This is a genomic window from Arcicella sp. LKC2W, from assembly GCF_034931005.1.
In the GTDB taxonomy this organism is placed as follows: Bacteria; Bacteroidota; Bacteroidia; order Cytophagales; family Spirosomataceae; genus Arcicella.
On the sequence record NZ_JAYGIN010000021.1, the window covers coordinates 122,512 to 134,062 of the forward strand.

An 11,551-nucleotide genomic window follows, 5' to 3' on the forward strand; every position below is an offset into this window, starting at 1 on the left:
GCATATTATTAAGTATAAATAGTTTTTCTAAATTTTATTATTCCTCAAAATCTAAATCATTAAGACCATGAAAACTTCAACCTCAACTTCAAAATTAGCTATCAAAAAATTCAATGTCATTAAATTGGAAGACCAAAAATTAAATACAAGTAACCATTCTTTCTCAATTGAGACTTGGATGTTATAAAGTAAAAAAATCTTCTAAAACCACTCATTCGTATAGCAAAACTACCCTTTTAGTATAATAAAGTTTAATCTCTGAATTTATTTCAAGACCTTTGAAACAGATAAAAAAGAATACCTCTAAAACTATTAAAATTATTATTTAAGTAAAAGAAACCTCAAGTTTACCTCTAAAACTATTTAACGATGAATGTTGCCATGAAGACTTGAAATCACGCACTTATGTACCAGTTAGACATCCCAAATTTTGCAAAAGAACTTATAGGTTCAATTAGCTCAGAACAAATTGATATAATTTTTTCACAGCAATACGAAGAAATTATCAATCAAATTAAAATGGAAATTAATCCGAATCAACAAAACCAATTTTCTGGTTTTTGGTGGGAGGAAAATGCCCAAAGAGCAAGCTATTGGTTTATGAAAATTCAACTGTCTTGGAATACATCTGGAACCGATTTCGACAAAACTCATGCGTTCTTGAACAACCTTTTTGAAACCGAAGAAATTGATTTATCCTTTCAAAATGGATTAATGGGGCTTTTGCTCTGGTTGGGTCGAGAAAATGAAATGATAAAAGATTTAGTAATTGAAGATTTTATCGAAAAGGCAACGCAATTTTTATTAAGTAAAAAAATGAAGTTAAATGCCAATTGGAAACAATTTTCATTTTTCCCTGAAGCATTTGATGAAGACACTTGGACGAGCAATAATACGCTCTCGTGGACTGTCGGAGACTTACACCTTGTTAAATTGCTTTATCGTCAGTCAAAAGGTTATTCAGAAAGCAAATATTACGAAATCGCTGAGAATATCGGGTTACATTCAACCACCCGAGTACGTGAAGAACAAACCCAAATTACGGACTCTTCGCTGGCAAATGGGTCAATTGGCTTAGTCGTTTTGTACAAAGCTCTTTATCAAGCAACAGGTCAAGAAGCTTATCTGAAATCAAGCCAATATTGGCGAATGAGAACTGAAAAATTCTTAGAAACAGAATTACAAAATGGTTATTATACTGGTCGTGAAGACCATATTTTGGACGGATTAGCAGGAATTCTGATGGTTTTTCAAGCATTAGAAAAAGAAGAAATAAATCCTTTGCTTACGTATTTGGCAGGATAAAAATTACCTCTTAATTAGGGGTTGGGATTTAGTTATTAGGATTTAGTGTTAGAACTCGTGATTAATCAAGTTATTACAGCATAATCAAACATTGCCTAAATTGACAGATTACTTAATTAGAATTTAGTTGTTAAAACTACCGAATATTTTGGATTGTGTTGAGTTTAAACTCGCTATTAATCAGTGGGTTACATATTTTCAAAGGTAAGCAAGATTTTAACTTGCACTAAAAAATATTAAAATGTTACGATGGAAGACGCTCGTCTGCCTTACGTTTGGACTGTGCCTGTACGGTAGCATTTCATGGGGGCAAGCCTACATTCGAGGTGTGGCAACCTACAATAAAATCAATCCTTTGGTCGGGGCAAGTATCACCATTGATGGTACTTACGACGGAGCAACCAGTTTGAAAGATGGTTCTTTCCAGATTGAAACACAGGAACTTGGAAAGCAAAAATTGGTTTGTCATTTGATAGGTTTTGCCGACGTTACTATTCCAATAGAAATTACAAAAGGGGCAAGCCTAAACGTAGAAGTGATTTTTACGATGAAAGCCTCCCGAATTGAAGAAGTTGTGGTAAGAAACCCTGCTTTTACCAGTAGTGACAAAAGCCGAGTAACAACCCTAAAACCTTTAGATATTTTAACCACTGCGAGTGATGGAAATATCACTTCGGCTCTCAAAACGCTACCTGGAGCTCAACAAATTGGCGAAAGTGGTGATTTATTCGTCAGGGGTGGAACAGGTAGCGAAACCAAAACGGTCATTGATGGTTTGGTGGTTAATAATTTCAATTACAGTTCGCCGTCGGGTGTAGCGTCACGAAGTCGGTTTCCACCTGGGTTATTCAAAGGCTCGTTTTTTAGTAGTGGCGGATATTCAGCATTGTACGGACAAGCACTTTCTTCAACCTTAATTTTGGATTCTGAAGATATTCCAATAAAAAGCAGTGCAGACCTCACGATAACCCCTTTTTGGCTCGGTGCAGGCGTAAATAAAGTCAATAGAAATGGTAAAAATTCTTGGGGAGGAAGCGTAAATTATACAAATCTCGCTCCGATATTTTCACTCATGAAACCCGCCATGCAGTTTGACAAAGTGCCAGAATATTTAGATGCAACATTTTTTGCAAGACAGAAAATTGGCACGAGTGGAATGCTAAAATTCTATGGAAGTATTGGTTCAAATAGTGTAGGCGTAACCCAGAATGATGCTGATTATGAGGGTGTTAAGGACGAAATTAGTATAAAAAGCAAAAATGTTTATACCAATTTGACCTATAAACAGCATTTGAAAAATGGTTGGAAAATGTACGCAGGTTTCTCTTGGAGTGGAAATTACGACAATAATGCCATTCGTGCATACAGAACAGATTCTTCAATTACAGTCTTTGATTCTGTCGGGAAATTTAATTCAAGCTATTTACAAGCCAAATGGGTTTTGACCAAACAGATTTTTAATCGCTCAAAATTGCATTTTGGGACTGAATTCCAGAATAATGATGAAAAAATCATTTCGGTAAAAAAACAGATTGAAAAGGCTCAAACGGATAATTTAACGGCTCTTTTTGTAGAAACTGATACGTATTTATCCGATAATTTGACGGCACGGATTGGGCTAAGATACGAATACAGTTCGCTGATGGATAAAGCAAATATTGCTCCCAGAGCATCGTTAGGCTATACTTTTATGAATGCAAGTGTGCTGACGGCTTCGTATGGAGAATTTTATCAGAAACCAGACAATAATTTACTTTGGCAAAAGCAAAATTTAGAATTTACCAATGCAAGCCACTATATTTTGACGTATCAAAAATCTGATAGTTATCATTCGTTCCGAACAGAATTATTTTACAAAGACTATAAACGTTTAGTCAAAACCGTTCCAGATTTTAATAACAACGGCAGAGGATACGCTCAGGGAATAGAATTGTTTTGGAGAGATAAAAAGACCTTTAAAGGATTCGATTATTGGCTTACTTATTCATATTTAGACACCCAGAGAGAGTTTTTGAATTATGCCAAATTAGCTCAACCAACTTTTGCGGCAAATCATACGGCATCGGCAGTGGTAAAGAAGTTTTTTTCTGGCTTGGCAACCAATATCGGTTTAACTTATACGTATGCCAGCGGAAGACCATATTATAATCCAAACCGTCCGAAAGAAGAGTTTTTAAGCGACAAAACAATAGATTTTCACAACTTAGGATTGAGCGTAGCGTATTTGCCAAAAATCAAAAAAACATTTTCAGTTTTAGTCCTCACGGTGAGTAATATTTTAGGAAATCAGCAAGTATATGGATATAGTTATTCAAAAAGCGATTCCTCTCAACGAACGGCAATTACCCCAGTAAATAACCCATTTGTTTTCCTCGGTTTGTTCATCAATTTTGGCATCGACAGAAGCAATGAAATTATCAACGGAAGACTTTAAACATAAAAATATTCAAATCATGAAAATGAACTTTTTACTTACGCTATCATTAATTTTGGGTGCTTTTACCGCCAGTTATTCACAAAATATCAAAGTTAAAATTCAGAGTGGCAAAAAACATCAGGGAACGCTTCATGTGGCTCTTTGCAACAATCCAGACGATTTTATGACTGAAACCTACAAACAAGTGTCGGTTAAAGTACCATCAACGGGAGAAGCAACTATTGATTTTTCAAAAATTCCGCACGGCAAATATGCCATCAGAGTTTATGTGGATACTGATAATAGTGGAGACTTAACTACCAACCTGATTGGAATTCCAGAAGAGCCTTTCGGATTCTCTAATAACCCAAGAATCAAATTAGGACCTCCCACTTTTGAAGCTGCCAGTTTCGACTTCAAAAGTGACATCAATCTAACTATCAACTTATTATCTGTGAAATAATGAAAAAGTTAATCGTCTTCTTCCTCATCCTATTTTTGGGGTGTTTCCAAACAAATGCTCAAGTAAAAGAACGCTACTTGAATGAAATGCAAAAAAATGTATCAGTGTTGGATACAACGAGTAAAAAAGCCGATTATGAGAAGTTGATGCACAATTTTGAAAGAATTGCCAAAGTCGAAAAGTCGGAATGGTTACCTAATTATTACATCGCTTTTTGTGCAACGCTACTGGCAGGACGTGAAAAAGATAATAATCTTTCTGAAGAATTGACCGATAAAGCCGAAGCACATTTAGCCATTGCCGACTCGTTGAGTCCTAATAACTCAGAAATATTTGTGATGAAAGCTCAAATTGCTTTTACAGAAATTAAGGTAGATGTCATGGAGAGAGGCATGAAAAACACCATGCAAGCAAGCAGATATTTATCGCAAGCCTTGCAGTTGGATAATCAAAATCCACGTGCCTACATCATGTTGGGAATGGGCAAATTTTCGATGCCAGAACAAGTAGGTGGAAATAAAAAAGCCGCTTGCGAGCTTTTCAATCAGGCAGAAATGCTCCTAAACAAAGCTCCCAAAGCAGGAATCGTACCACATTGGGGAGCTGAAGAGCTAAAATCAATGCTAACAAGATGCGAAAAAATTACTGCCAAATCTGCCAATACAAACTCCGCAGGGAAATAACAGACGCAATCGTCTATCTCTAAAACAGTTTCTAAAATACAATACCTCAAATCTTAAAACGTAACAAATTATGAATTTCAACAAATTTTTCTCGACCAAAGACAAAGAACAAGCATTGAATGAAGGCCTAATGATGCTTGAAGCCGAAGACCGTCTCGAAATGATTTATCTATCAACTGAGTTTACCGATAGTTTATTATTTGATAATGATAATCTTGACACCGACGACGATTCAATATTCTAATTTCCTAACGCAATTCAATTTTAAGATGAAAAATATTCCTTTAATCCCCGAAAATACCCCTGAAGCACTCTATTGTGTAGAAATGGAAGAAAGATTGGAAACGATAAACCTGCCGATTGGTGAAATTATTGAAAATTGTTGTACCAAAATTATTGAGCCATGTCTATGTATTTGTGATTGCAGTGATAATAATCCAACTGACGATTTATTACCTTAAAATCGGTCACAACCATAAATTCAAGTAAATAGGATTTCCCAAAATTGATAAAGATAAATAATTGTCAGATTGAATTTTAGAAGCCTGTTTACGCTGATTAATCCTCTTAAACTATGACAATCACAGAAGATTGCGACTTGATACAATCCGTTGAAATTGTACACGTCGAAAAGAATAAATTTGCACTTCACGGAAATGACAAAATATTTTTTGTGGGAGAGATGCTTTATGACATCTTCCGACTCCGAAAAGAAGGCTATGAAATGGAGGAAATTCACGAATTCCTAAAACAAAAAAATAGTGTTTTTCCTACAATAGAGAAGATTGAGCAGGTTATCGACCAAAATCTTGATAAAATATTTAAACAACCTGCTCGCAAAGATTTTGATTCTAAGAGCAAATACATTTACGGTCAGATTCGCTTAATTCCTGAATCTATTTTAGGGAAAATATCAAATAGTTTGAAGTTCCTTTTCAACCGATATGTATTCACCATCATGGTATTATTGGGCAGTACGTGGACATTCTTATTGGTAAAAAGTATTTATTTACGTGGTCTATTTGACAGTCGAATTTCACTAAAAGACGGAGTCTTTTTATTCATTATCAGTTACGTTTTTCTATTTGTGGTGAGTATGCTTCACGAATTTGGACATTCCTCTGCCGCAGCACGTTTTGGAATTACGGCTAAAGAAATTGGGTTCGGCTTTTATTTGATTTTCCCAGTGCTTTATACAGATGTTACGAAGGTTTGGTTGCTTAATCGCTACAAACGTATAGTGGTAAACGTTGGAGGGATTTATTTCCAATTACTCATCAATGTTGCTTTGTATTTTATCTTTAAAAACTTTAGTGCATATCAAAATATCGTATCTGCTTTATTTTTGACCAATACCACTTTAGCCTTGTACTCGCTCAACCCGATTATGCGAAATGACGGATATTGGATTTATAGTGATTTCTTTGATATTCCTAATTTATCAAGAACCGCATTTGATTATCCAGTCAGAGCATATCAATATTTTAAAGGAAAACAGCCGTCTTTTCATACAGAAGGAATTGTGACTTGGGGACAAAAATCGGCACTGTTTATTTATGCTTTCGTGATGTATTCATTGTTGATGTTGCTGCCAGTAGGTTTTGCCAATGTGAGTTTTTACAACTTCAAAGAAGTAGCAAAGTTTATACAACAATATCCTCAATTACACGGAATTACACTGGCAGAAGAATCTTTTCATATCATCAAATTGGTATTCTTTTACACATTGACGGGCTATTTTACCATCAGAATGTTTAAGGGAATGTTTAGAAAATTTAAGGCTGCTTAACAAATAAATATTTAGTGATTAGAAAATAAGCTGGATTATTTCAAACTAAATACCCTAAATAAAATAAAGACAATGGTAACTACTTTAGCACAATATTTATCTTTAGCTGATGAGGTCAAACAGAATATTGACCGAGAAGTCGCTCAAATTCAGGCAGATAACGGAAAATTAAGAGAATTTTTAGCCAGTTCTTCAAACCGACAAAAATTTCTTCCTCATGTTGAGATAGATGATATGACATTTTTTAAAGATGTTTTATTTAACCGATATTTTGGAAAAGCCGTAGAATCTCAAACAGATTTTGATTTGATGGAAAGTCTTATCGAAATAGAAGGAGATACCAGTTTTTTGAACGATTTAGGTAAAAAACCATTCTTATTTACCACTTTTCATTTTGGACCAATCGGAGCGATTAGCCAATGGTTATTACGAAAAGGCTTTGACCTTACCATGCTGACAATCAGCGAAGGAGTGTCTAAAGAAATGTTACATAATGAAGCACCCAGTAATTTTGATGTTATTCATGCAGATTCTCCCGATGTGATGCTCAAGATGATGTATCAATTAAAAGAAGGTAAGAGTTTGAAAGTAACCGTAGATGGAATGTGGGGCGTAACGAAGGATGAATCTCGCAAATCATTTGCTCGAATTAAGTTTTTAGAGAACACATTTTTATGTAAAAAGGGAATTCCATCACTTTCTTACGCTTCAGGTGTGCCGATAATTCCAGTAATTGCTCGACGTGACCCACTCGGAAAAATCATACTTCGTTTTGGTACACCCATTCAGCCATCAAGAAGTATTCCGAAGGAGAAATTTATCACCGATACTCTTCAAGAATGCTATGATTTTTTTGCGGATATTCTTCGTAAACAACCGTCACAATGGGATTTTTGGTTTATTATGGATCAACTTTTTGAACAACCAACATTGGAAATACACTTGGATAAAGCCACAATTTTCAAACAGTTTTTAACATTGTTCAAAACAGGAAAATATCGCTTCAATAATGAAAAATATGAAGTGTGTAGTTTGAATGAACAAAAAGCCTTTTTGTTTGACCGCAAAACGCTCGGATGTTTTGGAGTATCCAGAAACCTGTCTCGATATTTAAAGGCTTTGCCAAGAGAAGGACGGCAGCGAAAAATCGTTAAAAACCATTTGAAGCAAGGGTTATTAGATGACCTTCTCAATCGAGGGGTTTTAGTCAAAGTTTAAACAGCTTCTTTAATAAAAACGCACAAAAGCATGATTTTAGTCCTAAGCCATGATGCCTACGAGCAAGGTACAGACCCCGTAATTAGTTGGTTATTACATCATAAAGCCAATTTTTTGAAACTTTCAATTGGGGATTTGCTCGGAGCTAAAATACCATATACGGTTGATATTGATAATCAGGACATTATGGTAAATGGAGTCAGTTTTAAAGACAAAATCAGCGTAATTTGGCATAGGCGTTTTATGGGTGAAATGAGTAATTTCTTGAATTTTGAGAGCGTTCACGCAGCCAATTTAAGAGGTGAAGTCAGGAAAGAAGTAGATGTTTTTATGGAATATTTAAGCACCCTTTTGAAGAATAAAAAATGGCTTACTTCCTTCCAAAAAATTCACATCAACAAAATTGAAGCATTAAATATTGCCCAAGATTGTGGCCTGATAATCCCCAAGTCTTGCATTGTAAATAACAGAGAAGATGCCTTGAGATTTTGGAATCAGCATCCCGAAGGAGTTATTACCAAAACCATTTCGGGCAGTAGAGGGCATTATCTTCATGAAGATGATACTTATGTGATGCTCACGACAGACATGACCAAAGACCGAATGGAGGATTTGCCTGCGTATTTTTTGCCAACGCTTTTTCAAGCAAAAGTAAAAGCGGACTTTGAAATAAGGGTTTTTTATCTGGATAAACAGTTTTTCCCAACGGCAATACTTACGCCAAAATCTGCCCGAAGTGTGGACAGAAAAATGGATAATAATACGGCTTCAACGCATTTTGTACCGTATCAATTGCCCGCTGAAATCATGGAAAAGTTAAATGTTTTTATGGAAAAAATTGGGTTGAATACAGGAAGTATCGACCTGATGAAATGCCAAGATGGAAGCTTAGTTTTTTTAGAAGTAAATCCCGTTGGGCAGTATTCAGCAGAGTCGGAAAGGTGCAATTATAAAATTGAAAAATCTATTGCTGAATGGCTTATTAAACAAGATAATTAAATGAATATCAAGGGAATAGAAACAATATTTGACGAAACATTACTCGCTCAATTACCACCAACGTATCGTTATTTAGTCAGGATTGAGTCCAGCACTTTCAAAGAGCATTTTACGGGGTATCGTTTCAGTAAAAGTGAAAAACATTTTTCCAAAAAATTCATCAATGCCAACGCCTACAAACCTTTGTCAGAAATCGTTTATCAAGATATTAAGTAGGTGTTGGGATTTAGGGCTTAGGATTTAGTGTTGCAGCTCGCTATTCTATCCCTTAAGAGGTGTACAATTTTATAATCACGAATTACTTAGAAGCTGTTTAGGTTAATTTTTTGAACGTGAAAATGATAAGTTTTTGAATGATTTGTAGCCTAAAAATTACTTTTTAACTCGAATAAATTAACCTAAACAGCTTCTTAAATCAGATGGAAGATAAGCCCTTATATTTCAAACTTTTTGCTCATAATATTCCAGTTTCAGGCAAAGAAAAAAGTGCTATTTATGATTTGCAAAAAGGTGAAATTGTATTTATTCCGAATATACTTTTTCAAATTATTCAAGATTTAAAACAGAATCCTTTAGCAACCATCAAGCATCAATATGCACCCAATCAACCAGAATTATTTGAAAGTTATGTAGATTTTTTAATCAAAAAGGATTTGGGTTTCAAGACAAAATCGCCCGAGAGTTTCCCAGAAATCGACTTAAGTTATCAAGTGCCTGCGGGGATTTATAACGCCGTCATAGAATCAGATTTTGAGCAATACGATATGAATCTTGTCATCAATTTTTTAGATGAATTATTGTGCCGACATCTTGAATTGAGACTACAAATTAATCAAGTAGAAGAAGATTTTTTGCTGAGTTTCTTTCAAAAAATCAACCATAAATCCTTCCGTTCAATCGTCGTATTTATGGAATACCGTGCAGAATTATGGCAAGAGGACTGGGCAATTAAAGTATTTGAATCTTGTCAAAAAATAGAGCAAATAATTATTATTAATTGTCCAATTGCCTTTAAGTCAGACCAATACACCGATAAAATTATTTATACAACTCAGTCTATTGAAGCATTGAGTATTTATAAAAAAAGGTACATCGTCAATATTAATTATTTCACTGAAGCCTTACATTTTAATCCGTTTTACAATCGAAAAGTCAGTATTGATAAAGCGGGAAAAATTAAAAATGATTTGCGGGATAATCATAATTGGGGAAGTGTAGAGGATAATGATTTAATAGAAGTAATTGGTAGTCAGGAGTTTAAAAATATTTGGGAGGCATCTCCAGATAACATTGAAGGCTTAAAAGATTCTCCTCTGAGATATTGCCAATTTTTCCCATTTCAACTATCTAAAAATGAGCATAATATATGGTCTGTGGTAAATAGTAATATTTTACAAACAGCCAATGAAGATAAACTGGGGTAGCCGAAAACCAGTATTAGAGTAGGCAAAAAATCTAAAATCAAACAAAACGATGAAAAATCAAGAAATCGAATTAACAGAAGGTCTTTTCACAATTGAAGCAGAAGAGAGATTAGAAACAATCCAAATGGCAACAGACGTAGCAGAAAGCTGCTGCGTAGATGGCAACGAAGATATTTCTGTATCTCTGTAATAAGTAGCGTTTAGTATTGAGGCATTAGTGGTTTTTCGGTAGTTATCATATCGTCAAACAGGAACTAATTTCTATCACATTTGGGGTAGCTGAAAACCAATAAAAGAGTAGGCAAAAAATCTAAAATCAAACAAAACGATGAAAAATCAAGAAATCGAATTAACAGAAGGTCTTTTTACAATTGAAGCAGAAGAGAGATTAGAAACAATCCAAATGGCAACAGACGTAGCAGAAAGCTGCTGTGTAGATGATAATGAAGACATTACGGTATCTCTTTAATAAGTAGATTTTGGGCGTTAGTGGTTGAAAATAAGATAGTTATCGGGTTTTATTGACGATAGCAAACCATCTAATTTCTAACAAATACTTAATAATATTTGGGGTAGCTGAAAACCAATAAAAGAGTAGGCAAAAAATCTAAAATCAAATAAAACGATGAAAAATCAAGAAATCGAATTAACAGAAGGTCTTTTCACAATTGAAGCAGAAGAGAGATTAGAAACAATCCAAATGGCAACAGACGTAGCAGAAAGCTGTTGTGTAGATGATAATGAAGATATTTCTGTATCTCTGTAATAAGTAGATTTTGGGCGTTAGTGGTTGAAAATAAGATAGTTATCGGGTTTTATAAACGATAGTAAACCATCTAATTTCTAACAAATACTTAATAATATTTGGGGTAGCTGAAAACCAATAAAAGAGTAAGCAAAAAATCTAAAATCAAACAAAACGATGAAAAATCAAGAATTACAATTAACAGAAGGTCTTTTTACAATTGAAGCAGAAGAGAGATTGGAAACAATCCAAATGGCAACAGACGTAGCAGAAAGCTGCTGTGTAGATGATAACGGAGATATTTCTGTATCACTTTAATAAAACAATTGGGGTAGCCGAAAACCAATAAAAGAGTAGGCAAAAATCTAAAATCAGACAAACCGATGAAAAATCAAGAATTACAATTAACAGAAGGTCTTTTTACAATTGAAGCAGAAGAGAGATTGGAAACAATCCAAATGGCAACAGACGTAGCAGAAAGCTGCTGTGTAGATGATAACGGAGATATT

The 11,551-nt window shown here is 34.6% G+C and carries 15 protein-coding genes; all 15 read left to right on the top strand.

Annotated elements, in window-relative coordinates:
- Positions 1-405: 405 nt before the first annotated feature.
- Positions 406-1,305, top strand: coding sequence for a lanthionine synthetase LanC family protein (locus VB796_RS17500; protein ID WP_323347869.1), 900 nt, complete (start codon positions 406-408; stop codon positions 1,303-1,305).
- Positions 1,306-1,546: 241 nt separating this feature from the next.
- A complete protein-coding gene (locus VB796_RS17505) occupies positions 1,547-3,739 on the top strand; it encodes a TonB-dependent receptor (RefSeq protein ID WP_323347870.1) in 2,193 nt (730 codons plus the stop codon).
- 19 nt (positions 3,740-3,758) lie between these two features.
- A complete protein-coding gene (locus tag VB796_RS17510; protein ID WP_323347871.1) occupies positions 3,759-4,184 on the top strand; it encodes a DUF2141 domain-containing protein in 426 nt (141 codons plus the stop codon).
- Positions 4,184-4,867 carry a hypothetical protein gene (locus VB796_RS17515; RefSeq protein ID WP_323347872.1) on the top strand — a complete coding sequence of 228 codons (684 nt, stop codon included), beginning with the start codon at positions 4,184-4,186 and terminating at the stop codon, positions 4,865-4,867. Before VB796_RS17510 ends, VB796_RS17515 begins: the two co-directional genes overlap by 1 nt.
- A gap of 70 nt (positions 4,868-4,937) precedes the next feature.
- Positions 4,938-5,111, top strand: coding sequence for a hypothetical protein (locus VB796_RS17520; protein WP_323347873.1), 174 nt, complete (start codon positions 4,938-4,940; stop codon positions 5,109-5,111).
- A gap of 25 nt (positions 5,112-5,136) precedes the next feature.
- A complete protein-coding gene (locus VB796_RS17525) occupies positions 5,137-5,328 on the top strand; it encodes a hypothetical protein (RefSeq protein ID WP_323347874.1) in 192 nt (63 codons plus the stop codon).
- 113 nt (positions 5,329-5,441) lie between these two features.
- On the top strand, positions 5,442-6,656 hold the full coding sequence (locus VB796_RS17530; protein WP_323347875.1) for a hypothetical protein: 1,215 nt from the start codon (positions 5,442-5,444) through the stop codon (positions 6,654-6,656).
- A gap of 72 nt (positions 6,657-6,728) precedes the next feature.
- Positions 6,729-7,874, top strand: coding sequence for a hypothetical protein (locus VB796_RS17535; protein ID WP_323347876.1), 1,146 nt, complete (start codon positions 6,729-6,731; stop codon positions 7,872-7,874).
- 30 nt (positions 7,875-7,904) lie between these two features.
- Positions 7,905-8,873, top strand: coding sequence for a hypothetical protein (locus VB796_RS17540; protein ID WP_323347877.1), 969 nt, complete (start codon positions 7,905-7,907; stop codon positions 8,871-8,873).
- Complete coding sequence (locus tag VB796_RS17545; RefSeq protein ID WP_323347878.1) at positions 8,874-9,089, top strand: hypothetical protein; 216 nt, start codon at positions 8,874-8,876, stop codon at positions 9,087-9,089.
- 203 nt (positions 9,090-9,292) lie between these two features.
- Positions 9,293-10,297: a hypothetical protein gene (locus VB796_RS17550; RefSeq protein WP_323347879.1), complete on the top strand. Its 1,005-nt coding sequence runs from the start codon at positions 9,293-9,295 to the stop codon at positions 10,295-10,297.
- A 49-nt stretch (positions 10,298-10,346) separates the two neighbouring features.
- On the top strand, positions 10,347-10,487 hold the full coding sequence (locus VB796_RS17555) for a hypothetical protein (protein ID WP_323347880.1): 141 nt from the start codon (positions 10,347-10,349) through the stop codon (positions 10,485-10,487).
- A 138-nt stretch (positions 10,488-10,625) separates the two neighbouring features.
- On the top strand, positions 10,626-10,766 hold the full coding sequence (locus VB796_RS17560; RefSeq protein WP_323347881.1) for a hypothetical protein: 141 nt from the start codon (positions 10,626-10,628) through the stop codon (positions 10,764-10,766).
- Positions 10,767-10,922: 156 nt separating this feature from the next.
- Positions 10,923-11,063 carry a hypothetical protein gene (locus VB796_RS17565; protein WP_323347882.1) on the top strand — a complete coding sequence of 47 codons (141 nt, stop codon included), beginning with the start codon at positions 10,923-10,925 and terminating at the stop codon, positions 11,061-11,063.
- 156 nt (positions 11,064-11,219) lie between these two features.
- Positions 11,220-11,360 (top strand): hypothetical protein, encoded by a 141-nt coding sequence (locus tag VB796_RS17570; protein WP_323347883.1) that lies wholly within the window; start codon positions 11,220-11,222, stop codon positions 11,358-11,360.
- Positions 11,361-11,551: the final 191 nt, after the last annotated feature.

Bases quoted from the DNA above. Each gene is read 5' to 3' on its own strand.
- VB796_RS17500 (WP_323347869.1), top strand. From the start codon at position 406: ATGTACCAGTTAGACATCCCAAATTTTGCAAAAGAACTTATAGGTTCA.
- VB796_RS17505 (WP_323347870.1), top strand. From the start codon at position 1,547: ATGTTACGATGGAAGACGCTCGTCTGCCTTACGTTTGGACTGTGCCTG.
- VB796_RS17510 (WP_323347871.1), top strand. From the start codon at position 3,759: ATGAAAATGAACTTTTTACTTACGCTATCATTAATTTTGGGTGCTTTT.
- VB796_RS17515 (WP_323347872.1), top strand. From the start codon at position 4,184: ATGAAAAAGTTAATCGTCTTCTTCCTCATCCTATTTTTGGGGTGTTTC.
- VB796_RS17520 (WP_323347873.1), top strand. From the start codon at position 4,938: ATGAATTTCAACAAATTTTTCTCGACCAAAGACAAAGAACAAGCATTG.
- VB796_RS17525 (WP_323347874.1), top strand. From the start codon at position 5,137: ATGAAAAATATTCCTTTAATCCCCGAAAATACCCCTGAAGCACTCTAT.
- VB796_RS17530 (WP_323347875.1), top strand. From the start codon at position 5,442: ATGACAATCACAGAAGATTGCGACTTGATACAATCCGTTGAAATTGTA.
- VB796_RS17535 (WP_323347876.1), top strand. From the start codon at position 6,729: ATGGTAACTACTTTAGCACAATATTTATCTTTAGCTGATGAGGTCAAA.
- VB796_RS17540 (WP_323347877.1), top strand. From the start codon at position 7,905: ATGATTTTAGTCCTAAGCCATGATGCCTACGAGCAAGGTACAGACCCC.
- VB796_RS17545 (WP_323347878.1), top strand. From the start codon at position 8,874: ATGAATATCAAGGGAATAGAAACAATATTTGACGAAACATTACTCGCT.
- VB796_RS17550 (WP_323347879.1), top strand. From the start codon at position 9,293: ATGGAAGATAAGCCCTTATATTTCAAACTTTTTGCTCATAATATTCCA.
- VB796_RS17555 (WP_323347880.1), top strand. From the start codon at position 10,347: ATGAAAAATCAAGAAATCGAATTAACAGAAGGTCTTTTCACAATTGAA.
- VB796_RS17560 (WP_323347881.1), top strand. From the start codon at position 10,626: ATGAAAAATCAAGAAATCGAATTAACAGAAGGTCTTTTTACAATTGAA.
- VB796_RS17565 (WP_323347882.1), top strand. From the start codon at position 10,923: ATGAAAAATCAAGAAATCGAATTAACAGAAGGTCTTTTCACAATTGAA.
- VB796_RS17570 (WP_323347883.1), top strand. From the start codon at position 11,220: ATGAAAAATCAAGAATTACAATTAACAGAAGGTCTTTTTACAATTGAA.